This window comes from Pseudoalteromonas sp. SCSIO 43095 (assembly GCF_023650455.1).
GTDB lineage: Bacteria > Pseudomonadota > Gammaproteobacteria > Enterobacterales > Alteromonadaceae > Pseudoalteromonas > Pseudoalteromonas tetraodonis.
Genome location: NZ_CP087995.1, coordinates 346,794 through 368,226, shown reverse-complemented (window position 1 = coordinate 368,226; position 21,433 = coordinate 346,794). Strand labels below are relative to the sequence as shown.

Genomic DNA, 21,433 nt, shown 5'->3' with positions numbered 1-21,433 from the left:
TTATGTTAATCAATTATTTGATCAACTCACCGAACGCTCGCGTGCAACAGCTAGATAAAGAAGTTGTTATGCGATCAGAGCTAAAACGTCAGCATCTTGCAGCTATAAAATACAGAGCAAAACGCTTTGCAGCAACAAAAGTGGGGCTCGCCAGTGCGTTTGCAGCTGGCGCTGTAGTTGAGTCTGCTAAAGGTGATGCTAACATGATAAAAAAATACACTTGGTTATTAAAGCTACTTGCTTAAAAGTCATTCGCGCATCGATTCATCACGACAATGAGCCAAAAAAACCATTTTGATAATCGCTAACAGCCTGGCGAATTTCAGCCTCGGTGGTCATTACAAAAGGTCCCATGTGCGCAATTGGCTGGTTAAGTGGATCGCCTGCTAAAATAAGAACCCCCGCCGCTTTCTTTGCCTGTAATGCAATGTCACTCAATGGTTCTAATATAAGCAACTTACCCGCATTAAACACGTCACCGGTCTGAGATATTAATGAGCCTGTATGAATATAAATCATCACTTTTTGCTGTTTTAAAGCCGGTAAATTAAGCCCTTCACCCGCAGGCAAAGCTACATCGGCTATAGCGCAATTAGCAGCTAAATTTTGTAAGCTTGCAGCCAATTGGTGTGATTCAAATTGCCATGTCCCTGCTAAGGCTTTAAGTGAAACACCTTGTTGATTAGTAAAACTCGGTGCTGGATGCTCTGTGGTATCTTGGTATTGAGGCTCACGCATTTTTTGAGCACTTGGCATATTGAGCCAAATTTGAAAGCCATGTAAGCCTTGTTCAGCATCGGCAAGGGGCATTTCACTGTGCATAACACCGCTACCGGTACTCATCCATTGTACGTCACCCGCACGAATCGCCTTTTTGTTACCCATTTGGTCTTGATGTTCAAACCCGCCTTTTAAAATATAGGTAAAGGTTTCAATACCCCTATGAGGATGAGGAGGAAAACCACCAATATAGTCACTCTCATCATCAGATTTAAGCTCATCTATCATTAAAAATGGATCTAAATATTTACCATCAAATCCTGGAATACGACGAATATTAACACCATCCCCATCTTGGGTAGCATAAGCAGTTAGTACTTTGGTTATTTTCATTTTTTGCCTAAAATAGGTTAAGTAAAAGTATAAAATATTAATTTATTATTACAACTAGACCCGAAAATTAATTAATAAATTTCAGTTATATACAATAAAAGTAAATTTAATATTTGCGATATAATTTTAGTACATTAAAGGTTATTTATAGTAGAATTATTGGCCATAGTTTCACCCCATACTTATTTGGATACGATTATTTTTACTGCATCATTAAAACATCAGCTTTATCGCCTACTTATGCTAATTTGCATGCCTGGGATCGCTGTGATCTTAATTACCTTATGGTTTAGTCGCGACGCAGCACTTAAAGAAAGTGAAAAAAAAGTAATGCATATTGCTGATCATTTAGTTTTACAGCAAAAAAATATTATCGATGACGTACAACGCCTGACCCTATTCTTAGCAAACAAGCACATAAATATTACCAAAATGTCGGTCAATTGCCCGCCTTACTTTTTAGACTTACAAACATTGTATAGCAACATTGCAAATGTGAGTGTTTATGATCGACAAGGCAATATTATGTGTGCAACCAATGGCAATAACCAAAATATAAATATTAGCGATCGTCAATACTTTCAACATGCCCTCACAACTAAAGCGCTTTCAATTGGCTCTTATCAAATTGGTAGAAGTATTAATGCGCCCAGTCTGAGTTTTGCTTCGCCAATATCAAATGAAAATGGCGAAATTACAGGTATGTTAGTTGCCGCAATTGCTTTGCAATGGTGGAATTCAGCGCTTAATAATTTAAATCTGCCCAATAATTCACGCGCAGTGATTACTGATTCTAACGGCCTAATTTTGGCTAATTTTCCTTTTTCAGCCGATCGATTAGGTAAAAAAATAACGAATGAAGACCTTGATCATAGCCAACAGGCCGGAATAATTTACAGAGGGAATGATGGAGCGAGCCGAATTTACAATCACACAACGCTTTATAAAGATACTAGCGGTAATCAACTATCAATTTATATTACTCAGCCAGTTGATAAAGCGATTGAGCAGATAGATATTAACTTTGTAAAAATGGTTTTAGGGTTTTTAATTACTATTCTTCTTTTAGCTGTATTGGTCAAACGACTAATCAATAAAAGTATTTTAAATCCGGTTAAAAGTTTAACGCAGGCGGTTAACCACTTAGCGGCCGGTAATATGCCTCATGACGATGAGCAGCCCAATAGTCCTGAGCTAAATAAACTTTACCATCGTTTTAAATACATGGCCGAAACTCGCTTAACGGCTGAAGCATGCCTTAAACATAAGCATGACGAGCTCAATAGCTTACTTAATGCATTACCCGATGCTTTTTTACGCGTAGATGCCAATGGCAATATTCTTGATACCGGTGGACATATTAAATCGTTAAATTATAGCCATTCAACACCCCCTAAAAAATTATCGTGTTTATTCTCTGATGCTAATTTAAAACAAGTGCAAGGGTACTTAATACCCCTGAACGCCCCTGTCACTGTTGAGCTTGAACAAAAACAAGACAATCAGTTTTATGAAGCTAAAATTAGCCCAATGAAAAAAGCCGATGAGTTTATTATCGTTATTAGTAACATCACGCAACGAAAGCAAAATCAAGAATCGTTGCATTTAGCGTCATTAGTTTACAACAACAGCAGTGAAGGCATGGCAATCACGGATGAAAATGGGGTTATTTATGATGTGAACCCTGCGTTTTGTGAAACAACTTTGTATTCTCGAAGAGAAGCTCTCAATCAAACTATTAGTATTTTATCATCGGGTAAACACGATAAGCAGTTTTATAATTACATGTGGCAATCGCTCAATAAAACAGGGCGTTGGCAAGGTGAAATAACCAATCGTCGTAAAAATGGCGAGCTGTATGTTGAATGGTTAACCATCGATACTATTTACGATAAAAATAAAGCCCCGATTAGTCGTATTGCTATTTTTACCGACCTAACCGAGAAAAAACAAGCAGATGAATTAATTTGGCGACAAGCGCATTTTGATCATTTAACCGACTTGCCTAATCGATTAGAGCTAAAAGAGCGATTAAACCAACGATTCGAAAACCTGTTCAGTGAAGATCAAAAACTGGTCATTATGCTATTAGATATTGATCATTTTAAAGATATTAACGACACATTGGGCCACCATTTCGGCGATAGATTACTTAAGTTAGTATCTGAGCGAATTGTACAAACGGCCAAAGAGGCTGACTTTGTAGCACGAATTGGCGGAGACGAGTTTGTTGTTGTGTTTAGTGATTTACATGGCAGCGAAAACATCGAGCAAATGGCAAAATCACTTTTGCTTAGCCTTGCCTCCACTATTTTTATTGAAGATGAAAAAGTGTATATCAGTGCCAGTATTGGTATTGCCTGCGCGCCAGATGATGGCCAAAATCCAGAGCAATTACTTAAAGCCGCTGACCAAGCTATGTATAAAGCAAAAAATAGCGGTCGCAATGGCTTTGAATTTTTCTCACATGATATGCGTAAAGATGCAAACGCAAGAATGCAACTACTCAAAGAGCTTCGCTCAGCTATAGAGCTAGAACAGTTTGAATTGTATTACCAGCCTATCGTATCGCTTGATGATTTACACATTCACAAAGCTGAGGGGCTTATTCGTTGGCAACACCCAGAAAAAGGCCTGATCAGCCCTGCTGACTTTATTCCTCTTGCTGAAGAAACCAGACAAATAAATGCGCTGGGTCAATTTGTATTTGCTGAGGCACTACAAACACTTAATGATATTAAAAAACACATTCAAGATGAATTTCAAATAAGCATTAACGTTTCACCAGTGCAATTGGCAACCGTCGATAGCGGCATAGACGAATGGTACGATATGCTAGCAAAGGCAAATATACCAGCCTCAGCGATTGTGGCCGAAATTACTGAAGGCTTAATGGTTAATCCTGAAGAGCTGACCCAAAGCCGCCTAAAAGCCTTGGTTAAATCAGGGATGCAATTGGCCCTTGATGACTTTGGCACCGGTTACTCATCGCTTGCTTACTTGCAAGAAATGGATACCGACTACCTAAAAATAGATAAACGCTTTGTTGATAATATTCAAAAAGGCAGTCAAGAGCTGGCTTTGTGTGAAGCAATTATCATGATGGCTCATCAGCTTGGTTTAAAAGTGATTGCCGAAGGCATAGAAACAAAATTACAAATGGATTTATTATTTGAGGCCGGTTGTGATTATGGTCAAGGCTATTTGTTTTCAAAGCCGCTGCACAAAGCCTCGTTTATGCAGCTGATAACAACAAATCAAGCAATTAGTTTAAAATAAAAGTCATTTAGCCCTAATACTGGTTATTTTGTGTCGAGGTGGTCTGCTACATACGCACCTCGCTGCCCTCTTTTTTTATCTGGTCCAATGGTGCTGTCTTGAGCAGTTTGCTGCTCTAACGCTGCATTGATTGTGGCTCCTAAAATAATGATATAAGCGCTAATAAATAGCCACATAAGCATAATAACCACCCCACCTAAAGAGCCATATGTTTCGTTATAACTAGCAAAATGAGATACATAAAATGAAAAGCCAAAAGATGCCACAATCCATAATACGGTGGCGGTGAATGAGCCCACGGTAACCCAGCGCCATTTAGCTGCTTTTCTGTGAGGCGCATAACGGTATAAAATTAATAATGCAAAGTTAAAGGTTAGTGCCAGTAATGGCCATGAGATAAGCATGATTAAAAAATCAATACTCTCTTTTATTCCTAACAGGTTAAGCGCTAGCGGTAATATACCTATAATTACCAGTGCTATTACAGCCACCACAATTGCACCTACTGAAAATAATAAACGTACAAGTTGCGCCTTAAAAAATGAACGCTTTTCGTATTCGTGATAACTAATATTACATGCTGTGATCAACGCTTGGCTGCCCTTAGAGCTACTCCAAATAGTGAGCAGTAAAGTAGCCAGCGCACTAAGGCTTAAACTAGTTTGTGACTTTTGCGCAAGACTTGAAACTTGAGATAAAATAATTTCTTGAGTGCTTTGTGGTAATAACGCCATAAACTGACTTAAATACACACTAATATCATTCGGTGATGCAAAATAAGCATACACAGACACCAATGCCGCAATGGCGGGAAAAATAGCCAGTAACGCATAAAATGCCACGCCAGCCGCCACTAAAGATAAATTATCACGGCTCATTTGTTTTACTATTCGCCTTATAATATCCCACCAGCCACTCAGAGGGATATGGTTAGGCTGCTTGGCTCTTTGGCCACGCTTAAAGTCACTCATAGTTAACTCCCTTTTCCTAATTAATTAGCAAAATGTTTGCCAAAAAAATACTGCTTGGTATTAGACTTGCTGCTATTGTTTAACACAGACCCTAATTACTTCGACCTAACACGGATGACCTCTATGCTCAATGCTTTAATTGCAACACTCGCTAATAACACATCAATTCCAGCAATCGACACCGTTAAACCAAACTCTATTTCTTGGAGCTTTTTAAAAGATCAAAGCGTGCAATTACTACACACATTCATGCAATTACTGCCCACTTTATTATTAGGGATTGTTATTTTGGTGATTAGTTATTTAATTGCCACACCATTATCACGCTTGTTAATAAAGCCTGTTACTTACATGACCAAGAGTAAATTAGTACATCTAGTTGCTAGGCGAGGTATTAGCACCTTAATTATTTTACTCGGGTTTTATCTATTTTTACGCTTGGCAGGACTCACCGAATTCGCGGTCGCAATTATGAGTGGCACCGGATTAATTGGGCTTATTTTAGGCTTTGCCTTTCGGGATATTGCTGAGAACTTTATTGCCAGTTTACTTTTGAGTGTACAGCGTCCATTTAAAATAGATGATGTAATAGAAGTTGATGGCAGAATTGGTATTGTTAAAAAAGTAACTGCGCGGGCAACCACTTTAGTTGACTACGATGGTAATCATATTCAAATACCCAATGCGACTGTGTATAAAAATACCATTAAAAACTTAACCGCTAATCCAAAAATGCGCGGTCATTTTTCAATCGGTATTGGCTACGATAATGATATTCGCGACGCACAAAGTCTGGCAATTAGTATGATATCACAGCAAACCTCTGTGCTTAGCGATCCACCTCCCCAAGTATTGATTGATAACTTAGGCTCCGCCACTATTAACTTTACCGTTTACTTTTGGGTCAACGGCGAACAATACAGCACGGTAAAAGTAGCCTCACAGCTTATGCGAGAGTTAATCAATAATTTTACGCAACATAATATAAGCATGCCAGACAATGCCAGAGAGCGTATATTGCTCAATAGCCAAGGTGAAGATATTTATCCCATAACAAGCGAAGCTAAAACAGAGACAACTGAAGAAATTAACGAGCAATCACATATTCAAAAACATAAAACCACAGAGCATGAACACAGTATTGATGATGTAAGTAGTGATACGGATGATATTCGCGAGCAAGCCGATGAATCACGCGACCCAGAGCAAGGTAAAAATATTATATAGAGAGGTTCGAGGTTCGAGGTTCGAGGTTCGAGGTTCGAGGTTCGAGGTTCGAGGTTCGAGGTTCGAGGTTCGAGGTTCGAGGTTCGAGGTTCGAGGTTCGAGGTTCGAGGTTCGAGGTATTTAAAAACCTTGCGGTTAACATTGCAAGGTTTTTATATCCGTAGCAGCGGGTTCATCCCACGTCGTTATTAGGTTTTAGGTATTAAGCCCGTCACCCGTCACCCGTCACCCATGAACTTAAACCAAACCTGCGAGGCATAAAGCCCCGCTTTAAAAATCATTTTGAACCACAGAGTACACCGAGACGCTTCGCCTACACAGATAAGATAAAGAAAATAAACCATGTCTTTAATCATTTCCTCTGTGTGCTCTGCACCCTCTGTGATAAATAGAATCACTAAAAGACGCGACATAAAGTCGCTGCTACATTTGCGCGGCATAAAGCCCCGCCTTGTATCTCTCTGTAATAGATGATTAGCTATCATTTATTACATCGGAAGTTAGTGAGCTTGTAGCCCCGCCCAGTACTTGATACTGAGCCGTAGATTAAGCCCTAGCTTCCAATTCTCAACAAACTGAATGGTATCCAAGCACTCTTAGATTAAGTTGATGCTGTATGTACAAGGGGAGTAAGTAGAGATGATGTTTATTGGTTTTGATATCAGTAAAGATAAAGTTGATTTATGTTGGCTGAGAGATCCAATCACTAATAAAAAGAAAACAAAAGTATTTAAAAATAACCACCTAGCTTTCAAGGAAATTAAGCAGTGGCTTTTAAGTACAACCAAAACTATAGCTGAGGAAATCGTTATCACGGTAGAGCCAACCGGTGTTTACCATGAGCCGTTAATGTACTTTTTATACCAGCAAGGATTCAATATTATTCTCGCTAACCCTAGCAAAGCAAAAAAATATGCTGAGGCTCTAAATGTTGTTCATAAAACAGATAGGTCAGATGCGATAATGCTTGCAAGCTACGGTTATGCTAAGCAATCAACCGTTAACTTCTGGCAACCTGAAGCAAAGGAAATTAGAGAGCTTAAATCCTTACTGCGTCGACTTGATGCATTGGAGTCCAATAAACAACGAGAGCAGAATCGATTAGAAGCAAGTGAGTTTAATGCGACATCTGAGCGAGTCACTCAATCATTAAAAGAAACGATTAACTTTCTAGATGATGAGATAAAAAAACTTAAGTCAGATATTGATAGTCACATAAATAGCTTTCCTGACTTAAAGAAGAATAGAACGTTACTAGAAACAATCCCCGGTATTGGGCCTGTTATGTCTCGGGAGCTGACGTATATATTCGCCGCTAAAAATTTCAGCAGAGCTAAGCAAGCTGCTGCCTACTGTGGCTTAATACCGCGGCTGCATGAGTCTGGGAAAATGAAGGGCCGTACAACTATGAGCAAGCTAGGGCCCTCAAAAATAAGAAGTAAACTTTATATGGCAGCAGTAGTCGCTGGGCAGTGGAATTATAAGATACAACAGCAAAAAATAGCCTTGCTGAATAATGGCAAAACGTCGATGCAAATCATTGGCGCCAATATGCGTAAACTCATTCATATATGTTTTGGTGTAATAAAAAATCAAGAAGCGTTTAAGCTCCAAGAAAGTTAAATACGATCTTGAAGCCTATAAAGAGAGATGGTATCTACGTTCAATAAAAACACCGTGCTCAGGCCTGCTCTTCACTTTTGATCAGACGCGGGGTAAACCCGCTGCTACACCAATCAACCTTAACCCGCCTCTCGCAGCCCATCGCCCGCTGCCGTGAACCCAAACACCGTGCTTGGCTTAATCTCTACCTAGAACCTTGAACCTAGAACCTTGAACCTAGAACCTAGAACCTTGAACCTTGAACCTTTATCTTTAACCAAACGCGGGGTAAACCCGCTGCTACACCAGTCAACCTTAACCCGCTTCTCGCAACCCGTCACCCGCTTCTCGCAGCCCGTCACCCGCCGCTCGCTGACGGCTGACGGCTGACGGCTGACGGCATATTCCAAACACAAAAAAGCCCGCAGCGTTAACTGCGAGCTTTTTTATTGAATGAGTGAGTCAGCCGGTAAGCCGGGTTCTGTCCTTTCCGAAGAAAGTGATAATCATTCGTCTAGGCCATAAATCGCTCTATGGCTCAAGCAACCTACCCGGTTCCAACGTGGGCCACGCCATAAGGAACCCTATTTGGTCTTGCTCCGAGTGGAGTTTACCTTGCAACCGACTATTACTAGCGGCCCGGTGCGCTCTTACCGCACCCTTTCACCCTTACCAATCCGAAGATTGGCGGTCTTCTCTCTGCTGCACTTGTCGTGGGCTCACGCCCCCCAGCCGTTAACTGGCACTCTGCCCTGTGGAGCCCGGACTTTCCTCCCCCTGCGCATTTTCGTTGCAGGCAGCGATTATCTTGGCTAACTCGGCGCGCAGTATACATGAGAGCACCACACTACGCAGTAAACATTTACTGTTTTTCTTCAATAATTGTTTTATAAAGCGCGTTTTTCTTCATACCAAAGTAATCGGCCACCACGCCACAGGCTTTTTTCATTGGCATTTCGTTTTCAAGTAGCGCTAACATTTTACGGGCTTCAGGCGGAATATCGTCAACTACCTTAGGTTTACCCGGCAGCATGAGCACTATTTCACCGCGCTGTTTAGTAGGATCGTCAGTTAAAAACTGCTTTAACTCAGCTACGGTGCCATTAAAAAAGGTTTCAAATGTTTTAGTGAGCTCTTTGGCAAATACCACTTGCTGCTCACTACCTAGCGCTGCTTCTAAATCGTCAAGGCTTGCCATAATACGGTGGGTACTTTCATACATAATGCTGGTGATGCTTGAGTTAACTGCATCTATAAAAAAGTCTTGGCGTGCTTTACTTTTAGCGGGCGTAAAACCAATAAACTGAAAACGGTCGGTTGGCAGCCCTGAACAACATACCGCAGTAATTGCAGCGCATGCACCTGGTACAGGTGTTACAAGTGCGCCCTGCTCACGGCATAAATTAACAACCGCATAACCAGGGTCGCTTATAAGCGGCGTGCCGGCATCGGATACTAATGCAATATTTAACCCTTGATTAAGTTGATCGATAATTTGCTGCGCTTTTTGCTTTTCATTATGGTCATGTAACGCAAAGGTTTTAGCCTTAATACCAAAGTGGCTGAGTAGCTTGCCAGTATGGCGAGTGTCTTCAGCAGCGATTAAGTCAACCTGCGATAATGTCGCGATTGCACGCTGACTTAAGTCGTCATAATTGCCGATTGGGGTGGCAACAACGTAAAGAGTGCCAATTTTCTGTGAATTCTCCTCATTTAACATTGAGGTCTCCTGCGTCAGTCAGTAATATAAGCAAATCGCGTTAACGTATGGGAAATCATTGTGCGACTTAAACTAGTTAGTCTATTAATTATATTGTCAGGGTTATCGGCGTGTAGCACAACCGAAAAACCAACTAAAACCAGCGATAACTTAAATAGCAGTGCCAATACGCTGAAAAATGAATCACTGAACGCGCAATCGATTTATCAATTAGCGCAAAACCGTTTTGGTGCAGATAAAATTCAACTGCTTTATAGTGCCCGTGATAGCGCCATTACTGAAGAAAACTGGCCGCTACTCGAAACAATATGTAGCGAACTTGCACTTACTGCCAGTGTTGATCAAATTCAAAACCGTTTATATATTGCCTTTGCACAAAAAGAGCAGAATAAAAATCAGCAAGCACTTGAAGTATTAAACTCACTTGAGGGACAACTCAAGCAACCCGAACATTTTGCCTGGCACCAATTTTTAACTGCCAGCATTTTTGCTTCTCAAAACTTGCCAAAACGTGCTGCACCCTATTTTTTTGCGGCGTCAGAATCTGCAACTAAAAACACTATTTCAATTCCTCAGCTTAGTGATGCACTTTGGAAAAATTTAAAGCAACTCTCATCTTACGCATTAGAACGATTTAACCGTGGTTCTGTTATTCAACAAGGTTGGGTTAACTTAGCTTTGTATCATCAAGTTTACGCCAACAGCTCGGTTGATTTAGACCAAGCCATTAATAATTGGCGCCGCCGTTACCTTGGGCATCCTGGTAACAATGTACTGCCAAAACAAGAAACGTATGCTAATGAATTAGCGCCAATTAATATTGAGCGTTTGGTTGTTTTACTGCCTCAGTCAGGTGCTAATAAGCGCCTTGGGGATGCCTTAAAAGCCGGTATATTGGCAGCGCTTGATAAAAAAGAGATCAACGAAACACTGTTTATAGATGAAAACACTGAAACAGAAGCGTTGAGCGCACAAATTTCTCAGTTACAGCCTGACTTTGTTATTGGCCCACTATTAAAAGCCAATATAGATAAGCTCGCTAATACCAATACATTACTCGATATACCCACCTTACATTTAAATACCTTTGATGGCGAAAGAACCTCGCTGCAACATTACTTTTTTGCGCTTAATCCTGAACATGAAGTACAGCAAACGCTAGAGCACTTTTTAGCACAGGGTTATCAAAAGCCGATGTTGTTAGCGCCAAATAATACCAATGGCCAGCGCTTAGTTGACTACTTTAATCTGCAATGGCAACGCTATAGTGAAACAACCACGCAAGTTGGTTTTTATAACGATAACAAAGATATGCCCAATACCATTACTAGCTTGTTAGAAGTTGATAAGTCAAAAGAACGTATTAAATCGGTTAAAGCACTTTTTAATAAAGAAGTTGAAAGCGAAACACGCTCACGTGGCGATATTGATGCCATTTACATACTCGGCGACGCCATTGAAACCCGATTAATTAAGCCTTACCTTGATGTTAATGTGAGTACCTTTGCCGATAGAATTCCTATTTACGCCAGCTCTAAAAGCCACAGTAAGCAAATAGATACCACTGACAAAGGTGATTTAGACGGACTCTACTTTACTGAACTGCCTTGGATGTTAGACTCACAAATTAAGCAACATAATCTGCGTCAGCAATACAATGATTTATGGCCTGAACAAGCCGATATAAGCCAACGTTTATTTGCGATGGCTTATGATTCCGTCACCATGCTTAACGATATTAGACAATTGAGTGTTACACCCGATAAATACTTTTCAGGGTTGAGCGGTAAATTGTCGATTAATAGTGCCGGTGATATTGAACGTTCACTGCAATGGGCTCAGTACAGCAACCGCCGAATAAAACCGGTGGAGTTAAAAACACAACGCCCTGTACCGCTATTTATGCAATCAGCTAACGATGGCATAACCATAATTAACTAAGGGGTCGACATGTCGTGGTTTAAACAGCTGTGGCAAAATAGTCGTGAAAAAGGCCAGTATTATGAGCGCCAAGCGCAAAAGTATTTAGAAGCACAAGGCTTAAAAGCCATTGAGCGTAATTATTACTGCCCCTATGGCGAACTTGATGTCATTATGAAAGACGGTCACACCTTAGTGTTTGTTGAGGTTAAGTTTCGTAAAAATAATATAAAAGGCGGCGCTAATTATGCTTTAAGCCCGCAAAAGCAAGCAAAATTAAGACGAACTATTTATCATTACCTCGCGGCTAAAAATTTAAAAAATCAGCCATTACGTATTGATTATGTTGCTATAACAGGCGAGCCATCACTACACATAAACTGGCTAAAAAACGTATTTTAATACCGAGCACATACAAATGAGTGAGCAATTATTACAACAGCTAAATTGCAAAATGCGTAGTTAAAAATTAACAAGCTGCTTCTAAAAAATAATCATCCTTAATAAAGCGGGTGTGAGCTCACACAGAATTAGATATTAATTGTTGGTAATCCATGCAAGACACAATAAAAGAAATTTTTAAAGAAAGTATTCAAGTTCAAATTGCAGCAGGTGAAGTACTTCCTAGCGCATTGGAGTCAGCGGCATTCACCATTGCACAAAGCCTGATCAATGGTAATAAATTGATATGCTGCGGTACTGCAAATTGCCACATGTTGGCGCAACACATGGCAGGCGTACTGGTAAATTTTTACGAAACAGAACGCCCTTGCTTACCTGCAATCGCTCTCTCGCAAGAAAATATTAACCTAGGTCAAGGCAATCAAATAGATGACCACGATACCTTTGCGCGCCAAGTACGTGCCTTTGCTCAGCAAGGTGACTTATTATTGGTACTTGCCATTAATGGTAATGAAAAACACATAATTTCTGCTGTAGAAGCGGCACTAACCAAAGATATGAAGGTCATAGTAATGGTAGGTGATGATGGCGGTGAACTCGTTGGCCTGCTTGGCCATAACGATGTAGAAATTCGTACGCCGTCTAAGCGCCCGAGTCGCATTATTGAATCGCATTTAGTGAACCTTCACTGTTTAAGTGAATTGGTAGATTTAACCCTTTTCCCGCAGGACGAAAATTATGTTTAAACGCTCCCTGATTATTTTAGGCACCGTTGTGTTATTACAAGGTTGTGCTGCTGCTGTAGTGGCCGGTACAGCCAGTGCTGTTACTGCAGCAAACGATAGACGAACCATTGGCTCGCAAATAGACGACAACAACATTGAAATAAAAGCCAGCATTGCTATTAGCGAAGATGAACGCCTTAATAAGTTTGCTCATATCAGCGTTATAAGCGTAAATGGCGTGGTTTTAATGGTAGGGCAAGTTCCTAACCAAGAAATGAAAAACCAAGCGTTTAAAGCCATTGAGAACCTATCTGGTATTCGCAAAATTCACAACCAGCTACGCATTGGCTCTAATATTGGTATTACCACGCAAACACACGACTCATGGTTAACCTCAAAAGTAAAAGCGCAGCTTTTAGCGGCTGAAAACATCAGCAGTAATAATATAAAAGTAGTGACTGAAAATGCCGAAGTATACTTAATGGGGCTAGTATCTGACGCTGAAGCAAACCAAGCTGTAAATATAGCTCGCAACATCTCTGGCGTAGAGCGGGTAGTTAAAGTGTTTGAGTATTTGTAAAAGTCTCAGGTTCGAGGTTCGAGGTTCGAGGTTCGAGGTTCGAGGTTCGAGGTTCGAGGTTCGAGGTTCGAGGTTCGAGGTTCGAGAAATTTAAAAACCTTGCGGTTAATATCGCAAGGTTTTTTTATACCTGTAGCAGCGGGTTCACCCCGCGTCGTTATTAGGTTTTAGTATTAAGCCCGTCACCCGTCACCCGTCGCCCGCTGCCGTGAACCCAAACACCGTGCTTGGCTTAATCTCTACCTAAAACCTAGAACCTAGCACCTTTGCCTTTAACCAGATGCGGGATAAACCCGCTGCTACACCAGTCAACCTTAACCCGCTTCTCGCAGCCCGTCGCCCGCTGCCGTGAACCCAAACACCGTGCTTGGCTTAATCTCTACCTAATACCTAATACCTAGAACCTAGCACCTAGAACCTAGAACCTTTGTCTTTAACCAGACGCGGAATAAATCCGCTGCTACACCAGCCAATCTTAACCCGCTTCTCGCCGCCCGTCACCCGCTGCCGTGAACCCAAACACCGTGCTTGGCTTAATCTCTACCTAATACCTAATACCTCGAACCTAGAACCTTTGTCTTTAACCAGACGCGGGATAAACCCGCTGCTACACCAGTCAACCTTAACCCGCTTCTCGCAGCCCGTCGCCCGTTTCCGTGAACCCAAACACCGTGCTTGGCTTAATCTCTACCTTATATCTAGAACCTTTGTCTTTAACCAGACGCGGGATAAACCCGCTGCTACACCAGTCAATCTTAACCCGCTTCTCGCAGCCCGTCGCCCGTGAACTTTCACCTTTCACCTTTCACCTTTCACCTTTCGCCTTTAGCCTAATATTTTCATACAGACATAAAAAAACCGCTTCTTAAGCGGTTTTTTTCTAACATTTACGGGCTATTTTATAACGCGTAAATGAGAGCCTTTTTTCTTTTCAGGCTTGGGAGCTGGCGTTTCATCAACTAGTTCAGGTGATGAATCGACACTTTCAAGCTCTGGAGCAAAATCGTCTTCGTCCTCTAAAAACTCATCTGCAGTAAAGACTGTGCCTTCGCCATTTTCACGTGCATATATTGCAAGTACAGCCCCTAAAGGCACGTACACTTGCATTGGCTGGCCGCCAAAGCGCGCGTTAAAGCTAAGCTGAGTATTATCTAACGAAAACTGCGTAACCGCCGAAGGGCTTATGTTCAATACAATTTGGCCATCTTGAACAAACTGTGTTGGCACTTGCACTGCAGGAAAGTCAGCATTAACCACTAAGTGTGGCGTGCATTCGTTATCAACAATCCAATCAAAAAAAGCGCGTAGTAAATAAGGACGATTAGAAGTCATTATAAACGGATCTCACGCTCTGCTTCAGTTAAAGAAGCTTGGAACGATTCACGTTCAAATAAACGGATCATATACTCTTTAAGTTCTTTAGAGCCTGCACCATTAAGCTCAATACCAAACTCTGGTAAACGCCATAACAGTGGAGCTAAGTAGCAATCAACTAAGCTAAACTCTTCACTCATAAAGTAAGGCGCTTCACTAAAGATGGGTGCTATTGCAAGTAATGCTTCGGTAAGCTCTTTACGCGCTTGCGCGGCATCAGAAGTGTTGTTAATGATTTTTTCAGCTAGGCTGTACCAATCAGTATCAATACGGTGCATCATTAATCGACTACGACCACGCATGACCGGATATACAGGCATTAGTGGAGGATGAGGAAAACGTTCATCAAGGTATTCCATGATGATGTTTGCCTGATATAAACCAAGCTCACGGTCAATCAGTGTTGGCACTGTGCCGTAAGGGTTAATTTCGTGAAGTGCTTCTGGCAGGTTATCCTTTTCAGCCATATGAATATCTACACTTACACCTTTTTCAGCAAGTACAATGCGTACTTGGTGGCTATACATACAGTTAGCACCAGAAAAAAGGGTCATTACAGGGCGCTTATTGGCAGCTACGGCCATGCCTACCTCCATTAAATAACTAAAACAGCAATAGGGGCTTAAGCCCCTATTGCAAAATTACCTTTAAATATGTTCAAACTTAATGAACATCTCTCCAGTATTCTTTCTTAAGCATAAATGCCAAGATAAATAGAATCACTAAGAATCCAAGTACCTTAATACCTAGCGCTTCCGACTCGAGACGTGTAGGTTCGCCTACATACTCTAGGAAATTCGTTAAATCACGAACTGCTTGGTCATATTCATCTACACTTAATTCGCCCGTACCATCTGTTTTTGTACCAGTAATATGAGTGGTTGTTACACCATCTACTGTTACTTCTTCAGTAACTGCAGTAGGAACACCTTGCAACTCTTGAAGAACATGTGGCATACCCACCGATGGGAATAACGTATTATTTACGCCAAACGGACGAGATTCATCTTTGTAAAACGATTTTAAATAGGTGTAAATCCAATCACTGCCACGCACACGCGCAACATTTGTTAGATCCGGCGGAGCCGCACCAAACCATTTTGCAGCATCTTCTTTAGCCATAGCATTATTGATATGACTACCTACTTTTGAACCATCAAAAATAAGTTGCTCTTGACCAATCTCTGTTGGAATACCAATATCGCGGAAAGTACGTTCATAACGTTGATACTGCATTTGGTGACAACCAAGACAGTAATTCATGAACAACTTTGCGCCACGTTGCAAAGAAGGTTGATCAGATATATCGTTACCCGCTTCCATTAGAGGAACTGACGGGCCTGCAGCCATTGCAGGTAACACGTTTACTGATAAAGCAAATAAACCTATTAGTAGCTTTTTCATCATTTCGTTAACCTCTCAGGCAATGGCTTAGTTTTTTCATTCTTACTGTAAACGAATAACAGTACGAAGAACATAAAGTAAGTCACAGTACAGATTTGCGATACAAGCGTTTTAAAATCAGTTTGTGGTGTAGCACCAACCCAACCTAAAAGAACGAAAGTAACAACAAAACCTGCAATGTTCCATTTGTGGAAACCACAACGGTAACGAACTGAACGAACCGAACCACGGTCAATCCAAGGTAATAATGCTAATACAACAATTGATGCACCCATTGCAGCAACACCCATTAGCTTGTCAGGGATTGCACGTAAGATTGCATAAAACGGCGTAAAGTACCAAACAGGGAAAATATGCGCTGGTGTTTTAAGTGGGTTTGCCGGTTCAAAGTTTGGCGCTTCTAGGAAGAAACCACCCATTGCAGGCATAAAGAACACCACCCAACAGAACAAGATTAAGAAGCCAACCACACCCACAATATCTTTTACTGTGTAATAAGGGTGGAACGGAATCGCATCAATAATGTCTTTTTTATCTGTGTAGTATTCATGGAACTTAAATTTAGGCTTGTCTTCTTCAGCCACGGTTCCTTTTTTACGTTTGTTATCAATACCGTCAGGGTTGTTAGAACCCACTTCGTGCAATGCAACAATGTGTAAAAATACTAAGATAACAATAACCAGTGGTAATGCTATTACGTGTAATGCAAAGAAGCGGTTAAGCGTTGCACCTGAAATTACATAGTCACCACGAATCCACAGTGTTAAATCATCACCAATTACCGGAATAGCGCCGAACAGTGAAATGATTACCTGTGCACCCCAAAACGACATTTGACCCCATGGTAATAAGTAACCCATGAACGCTTCAGCCATTAGGGCTAGGAAAATAAACATACCGAATAACCACAGTAATTCACGTGGTTTTTGGTAAGAACCGTAGATCATGCCACGGAACATGTGCATGTAAACAACGATGAAGAACGCAGATGCACCCGTTGAATGCAAATAACGTAATAACCAACCGTACTCTACATCACGCATGATGTATTCTACTGATGCAAACGCACCTTCAGCAGATGGTACATAGTTCATAGTTAACCAAATACCGGTAAGGATTTGGTTAACTAGTACTAACATAGCGAGTGAGCCAAAGAAGTACCAGAAGTTAAAGTTTTTTGGTGCTGGATACTGTGCAATGTGCATGTTCCAAACACGTGTCATTGGGATACGGTCGTCTATCCACTCAACAATTTTTCCAAACATTAGGCCACCCCTTGTTCTTCGCCCACTAAAATAGTGGTCTCATCAAGAAAAGTATATGGTGGAACTTCTAAATTTAATGGTGCAGGTACCGATTGAAATACACGGCCGGCCATATCAAACTTAGAACCGTGACATGGACAGTAAAAACCGTCATCAGTCCCTTCCACTTTCTCACCAAAGCCACCTTGTAAAAAGCTAGGTGAACAACCCAAATGCGTACAAATACCTACAGCGACAAAAATCTCTGGGCGTAATGAACGGAAATCATTGGTTGATGATTCTAATTGTTGTGGCTCTTGCGATTGCGGATCACGAAGTTGACCTTCATGTTCTTTCATCTGCTCAAGCATTTTTGGGGTCCGTGATACAACCCATACAGGTTTACCACGCCACTCGACACGTATTAATTGTCCTGGCTCAAGTTTGCTGATATCTACTTCTACAGGCGCACCCGCAGATTTAGCTCGCTCACTTGGATTCCAAGACGCAATAAAAGGAACAGCAGCCCCAGCCGCACCAACACCACCAACAACAGAGGTAGCTATGGTTAAAAAGCGACGTCGGCCATTGTCTACAGGCGCATTGCTCATCCACTTATCTCCACTATGATTCTCAACACTTGCTATATTGAGAACATCAGTTACAGCAGGTTAATTTTTCGAATTTTAAAAGAGAAACGATCATAATTAAAACCCTTGTTTAAAACAAGGTTATTCACAGCCTCCTGCTCGAATAATCCTGACTTGCTCAAATAGTTGATTAAGTAAGCTCGAGTATGAAACCAAATGACTATAGTATCGCTTCCGTAAAAACAATTTGTAAACAAGTACAATCTCACCAACTAAGTACAGTAACCACTGAATTTGGCGACATTAAACTCATTCACTTTATTTGCCCGCCAATTGTAGCAAAAAAATTCACCAATTAACTGATGGATTTAAACTAATTGCGATAATTATTTAACTTTTTTTGCGTTAGTCGGTCATTTTCAAGCTTTCGCTCAATAAATACGCATACTTTGCCGATTCTGATCAAGCTAATATCGACATTAGTCGTAAGGGGAAAAGGTTCGGGGTTCGGGGTTCGGGGTTCGGGGTTCGGGGTTCGGGGTTCGGGGTTCGGGGTTCGGGGTTCGGGGTTATCATGCATTTTTAATCATAGAAATCAATTTACCAAGCATTTTCCCAATACTCTCACACTCATTTAAAGCGTATTCTGTTTGTTCATAATTAATGTGACCTAACTCAAAAGCAATCATTAGCTGAGTTTTTAATTCACCGACAGACCCTTTAGCCACAGAAAGAAAATAAGCTCTTTCTTTATCAGAGTAACGCTCATAACCCTCTGCAATATTGCTAGGCACTGAAACTGCGCTTCGACACATTTGATCTTTTAAGCCGAAATCCCTCAAAGCAGCAAAGGTTTGGTATACAAACAAACTTAATGAGAAAGACTTTTTCCATACATCTAAACTTTCATACCTCACAACCACTCCTTAGCCTTAATCCCGCATTCATCATAAATTATAGTAAACATATAATTTAACGCACGGAACTTAATCTCTTTCGCAGCTCGGTTCTCGTAGCCCGTTACTCGAAACTCATTATCTAAAAACAAAAAACCCAGCATAAGCTGGGTTTTTGAATTCTTGATAACGTAAAAATTAACGTTTTGAGAACTGTGGACGCTTACGCGCTTTCTTAAGACCCACTTTCTTACGTTCAACTTTACGTGCATCACGAGTAACGAAACCTGCTTTACGAAGTTGTGGACGTAGTGACTCGTCAAACTCCATAAGTGCACGAGTGATACCGTGACGGATAGCACCAGCTTGACCAGTAGTACCACCACCGGCAACGGTGATGTGTAAGTCAAACTTTTCAGTCATGTCTACAAGCTCAAGAGCTTGACGAACAACCATGCGTGCTGTTTCGCGACCAAAGTACTCTTCTAAAGAGCGCTTGTTGATTACGATGTTACCAGTGCCTGGGCGTAAGAATACGCGAGCACTTGAACTTTTACGACGACCTGTACCGTAGTATTGATTTGCCATGATAGTGCTCCTTAAATGTCTAGAACCTGAGGCTGTTGTGCAGCATGATTGTGCTCAGTACCCGCGTAAACTTTAAGTTTACGGTACATAGCGCGGCCTAAAGGACCACGTGGCAACATGCCTTTAACAGCTTTTTCGATGATCATTTCAGGCTTTGCAGCTTGAAGTTTATCAAAAGTAGTAGACTTAAGACCACCTGGGAAACCAGAGTGAGCATAGTACACTTTGTCTTTGAATTTGTTACCAGTAACAGTAACTTTCTCAGCGTTAATAACGATGATGTAATCACCAGTATCTACGTGCGGTGTGTACTCAGCTTTATGCTTACCGCGTAGGCGATGAGCGATTTCAGTAGCGATGCGACCTAAAGTTTTACCTTCAGCGTCAACTACGTACCAGTCACGTTTTACTGTTTCTGGTTTAGCAACAAACGTTTTCATTTATAAAAATCCAATGTTTTTCAATTAAAACCACAGGTAGTTATGTTTAACTACCGCTCTAAGTTTGCTACAACCCCTTCGAGTTTTAGACTTTTGCGCCGCTCACAAGTGGCTAAACTATATGAGGACATAGAACGCAACGTGGCAGACGCGGGAGTATACCAGCACTTAAATCACATTGCTACCGGCCGGTTGTTTTTTCCTCAAGAAAAGTTTGGGTTCGGGGTTCGGGGTTCGGGGTTCGGGGTTCGGGGTTCGGGGTTCGGGGTTCGGGGTTCGGGGTATTTAAAAACCTTGCGGTTAACATCGCAAGGTTTTTTTATACCTGTAGCAGCGGGTTCACCCCGCGTCAGTATTTGGCTCAAGGTGTTAGGGCCCGTTGCCCGTTGCCCGTTGCCCGTGAACTTTAACCTTTAACCTTTAACCTTTAACCTTTAACCTTTAACCTTTAACCTTTAACCTTTAACCTTTAACCTTTAACCTTTAACCTTTAACCTTTAACCTTTAACCTTTAACCTTTAACCTTTAACCTTTAACCTTTATTATTTCTGACACACCTCACAAAAAATGGTGCTGCGTTGACCTAGGCGAATTTCGGTTAGTTCGCTCTCGCAATTTACACAGGGCAGGCCTTTTCGGCCATACACTAATAGCTGCTGCGCAAAGTAGCCAGGCTTACCGTCACTTTGGGCAAAGTCTTTTAACGTTGTGCCGCCTTGGGTAATTGCAGCGGCTAAGGTGTCTTTTATAATTGGGATTAACGCTTGGTAGCGCTTAAGGCTTACCTTACCGGCTTCTTTTCGCGGATCGATACCTGCTTTAAATAATGATTCGTTAGCATAAATATTACCAACCCCCACCACCACGGCGTTATTCATAATAAACTGTTTAACGGGCACTTTTTTATTGCGAGATTGCTCATAAACACGTTTAGCAAAAAAGTCATCAGTAAGTGGCTCGGGGCCTAATTTAGCTAGTAGCTTGTGCTCTTCATTGGGTGCTTGCCATAAACAACAACCAAAGCGGCGCGGATCGTTCAAACGCAGTGCTTTGTCGTTCGCTAAAATAAACTCAACATGGTCGTGTTTTTTAAGTGGCTCGGTTTTATTTACAACGCGCAAGTTCCCTGACATCCCTAAGTGCAATATAGCCGCCCCAAGCTCACATTCTAATAGCAAGTATTTTGCGCGGCGTTCAATACTGCTAACCACCAACCCCTCAAGTTGGTATACCTCATCGGGTACAGGCCAGCGCATACTGGCATTATGAATGTTTACCTTAGTCACAACTTGGTTTAGCACATGAGGGGTAATGCCCATGCGGCTAACTTCTACTTCTGGTAATTCAGGCATTTATAA

20 protein-coding genes and 1 other RNA gene are annotated in these 21,433 nt (G+C 41.4%); 8 read left to right on the top strand and 13 right to left on the bottom strand.

Annotated features, from left to right (window positions below):
* Positions 1-2: 2 nt before the first annotated feature.
* Positions 3-245, top strand: coding sequence for a hypothetical protein (locus LOC50_RS01700; RefSeq protein WP_214552568.1), 243 nt, complete (start codon positions 3-5; stop codon positions 243-245).
* A 22-nt stretch (positions 246-267) separates the two neighbouring features.
* Here the strand turns inward: LOC50_RS01700 and LOC50_RS01695 are convergent, their stop codons facing one another.
* Positions 268-1,113, bottom strand: a complete 846-nt coding sequence (locus LOC50_RS01695) for a pirin family protein (protein WP_250653505.1) — start codon at positions 1,111-1,113, stop codon at positions 268-270.
* Between the two features lie 252 nt (positions 1,114-1,365).
* Here LOC50_RS01695 and LOC50_RS01690 point away from each other — a divergent pair, with 252 nt between their 5' ends.
* Positions 1,366-4,392, top strand: a complete 3,027-nt coding sequence (locus LOC50_RS01690) for a bifunctional diguanylate cyclase/phosphodiesterase (protein WP_250653504.1) — start codon at positions 1,366-1,368, stop codon at positions 4,390-4,392.
* Between the two features lie 23 nt (positions 4,393-4,415).
* Here LOC50_RS01690 and LOC50_RS01685 read toward each other — a convergent pair whose 3' ends face one another.
* Positions 4,416-5,363: a YihY/virulence factor BrkB family protein gene (locus tag LOC50_RS01685; protein ID WP_036981309.1), complete on the bottom strand. Its 948-nt coding sequence runs from the start codon at positions 5,361-5,363 to the stop codon at positions 4,416-4,418.
* 123 nt (positions 5,364-5,486) lie between these two features.
* Between LOC50_RS01685 and LOC50_RS01680 the strand changes: the two genes are divergently transcribed.
* Together LOC50_RS01680 and LOC50_RS01675 are read left to right on the top strand one after the other, a co-directional pair.
* On the top strand, positions 5,487-6,590 hold the full coding sequence (locus LOC50_RS01680) for a mechanosensitive ion channel family protein (protein ID WP_250653503.1): 1,104 nt from the start codon (positions 5,487-5,489) through the stop codon (positions 6,588-6,590).
* Between the two features lie 639 nt (positions 6,591-7,229).
* A complete protein-coding gene (locus LOC50_RS01675) occupies positions 7,230-8,213 on the top strand; it encodes an IS110 family RNA-guided transposase (protein ID WP_036981290.1) in 984 nt (327 codons plus the stop codon).
* 433 nt (positions 8,214-8,646) lie between these two features.
* On the opposite strand, the gene rnpB is transcribed toward LOC50_RS01675, so the two are convergent.
* Both rnpB and rsmI read right to left on the bottom strand, forming a co-directional pair.
* Positions 8,647-9,012: RNase P RNA component class A (rnpB, locus tag LOC50_RS01670), an RNA gene on the bottom strand.
* Positions 9,013-9,054: 42 nt separating this feature from the next.
* Positions 9,055-9,912 (bottom strand): 16S rRNA (cytidine(1402)-2'-O)-methyltransferase, encoded by an 858-nt coding sequence (gene rsmI / locus LOC50_RS01665; RefSeq protein WP_036981305.1) that lies wholly within the window; start codon positions 9,910-9,912, stop codon positions 9,055-9,057.
* A gap of 60 nt (positions 9,913-9,972) precedes the next feature.
* Between rsmI and LOC50_RS01660 the strand changes: the two genes are divergently transcribed.
* The 4 genes from LOC50_RS01660 to dolP all read left to right on the top strand — a co-directional run bounded on the left by LOC50_RS01660 (position 9,973) and on the right by dolP (position 13,539).
* Complete coding sequence (locus tag LOC50_RS01660; protein ID WP_036981303.1) at positions 9,973-11,853, top strand: penicillin-binding protein activator; 1,881 nt, start codon at positions 9,973-9,975, stop codon at positions 11,851-11,853.
* 9 nt (positions 11,854-11,862) lie between these two features.
* Positions 11,863-12,234, top strand: a complete 372-nt coding sequence (locus LOC50_RS01655; RefSeq protein WP_036981301.1) for a YraN family protein — start codon at positions 11,863-11,865, stop codon at positions 12,232-12,234.
* Between the two features lie 152 nt (positions 12,235-12,386).
* Positions 12,387-12,980, top strand: a complete 594-nt coding sequence (locus LOC50_RS01650) for an SIS domain-containing protein (protein ID WP_008110721.1) — start codon at positions 12,387-12,389, stop codon at positions 12,978-12,980.
* The gene (gene dolP, locus LOC50_RS01645) at positions 12,973-13,539 is read left to right on the top strand and encodes a division/outer membrane stress-associated lipid-binding lipoprotein (protein ID WP_138623825.1); all 567 of its coding nucleotides are present in this window, start codon (positions 12,973-12,975) and stop codon (positions 13,537-13,539) included. Before LOC50_RS01650 ends, dolP begins: the two co-directional genes overlap by 8 nt.
* Positions 13,540-14,433: 894 nt before the next feature.
* Here dolP and LOC50_RS01640 read toward each other — a convergent pair.
* From LOC50_RS01640 to mutM, 9 genes are all read right to left on the bottom strand, one after another.
* Entirely contained in the window at positions 14,434-14,871 is a 438-nt protein-coding gene (locus tag LOC50_RS01640) for a ClpXP protease specificity-enhancing factor (RefSeq protein WP_250653502.1), read from the bottom strand.
* Positions 14,871-15,497 carry a stringent starvation protein SspA gene (gene sspA / locus LOC50_RS01635; protein ID WP_008110861.1) on the bottom strand — a complete coding sequence of 209 codons (627 nt, stop codon included), beginning with the start codon at positions 15,495-15,497 and terminating at the stop codon, positions 14,871-14,873. The genes LOC50_RS01640 and sspA overlap by 1 nt, the downstream gene beginning before the upstream one ends.
* 79 nt (positions 15,498-15,576) lie before the next feature.
* Entirely contained in the window at positions 15,577-16,320 is a 744-nt protein-coding gene (locus LOC50_RS01630) for a cytochrome c1 (protein ID WP_250653501.1), read from the bottom strand.
* Positions 16,317-17,582, bottom strand: a complete 1,266-nt coding sequence (locus tag LOC50_RS01625) for a cytochrome b (RefSeq protein ID WP_008110864.1) — start codon at positions 17,580-17,582, stop codon at positions 16,317-16,319. The genes LOC50_RS01630 and LOC50_RS01625 overlap by 4 nt, the downstream gene beginning before the upstream one ends.
* Positions 17,582-18,172, bottom strand: coding sequence for a ubiquinol-cytochrome c reductase iron-sulfur subunit (gene petA, locus LOC50_RS01620; RefSeq protein WP_008110867.1), 591 nt, complete (start codon positions 18,170-18,172; stop codon positions 17,582-17,584). Before petA ends, LOC50_RS01625 begins: the two co-directional genes overlap by 1 nt.
* Before the next feature lie 551 nt (positions 18,173-18,723).
* On the bottom strand, positions 18,724-19,068 hold the full coding sequence (locus LOC50_RS01615) for a four helix bundle protein (protein WP_058154141.1): 345 nt from the start codon (positions 19,066-19,068) through the stop codon (positions 18,724-18,726).
* A 177-nt stretch (positions 19,069-19,245) separates the two neighbouring features.
* Positions 19,246-19,638, bottom strand: a complete 393-nt coding sequence (rpsI, locus tag LOC50_RS01610; protein WP_024600778.1) for a 30S ribosomal protein S9 — start codon at positions 19,636-19,638, stop codon at positions 19,246-19,248.
* Positions 19,639-19,646: 8 nt separating this feature from the next.
* On the bottom strand, positions 19,647-20,075 hold the full coding sequence (rplM, locus tag LOC50_RS01605) for a 50S ribosomal protein L13 (RefSeq protein WP_002957960.1): 429 nt from the start codon (positions 20,073-20,075) through the stop codon (positions 19,647-19,649).
* A 542-nt stretch (positions 20,076-20,617) separates the two neighbouring features.
* Complete coding sequence (gene mutM / locus LOC50_RS01600) at positions 20,618-21,427, bottom strand: bifunctional DNA-formamidopyrimidine glycosylase/DNA-(apurinic or apyrimidinic site) lyase (RefSeq protein WP_214553028.1); 810 nt, start codon at positions 21,425-21,427, stop codon at positions 20,618-20,620.
* Positions 21,428-21,433: the final 6 nt, after the last annotated feature.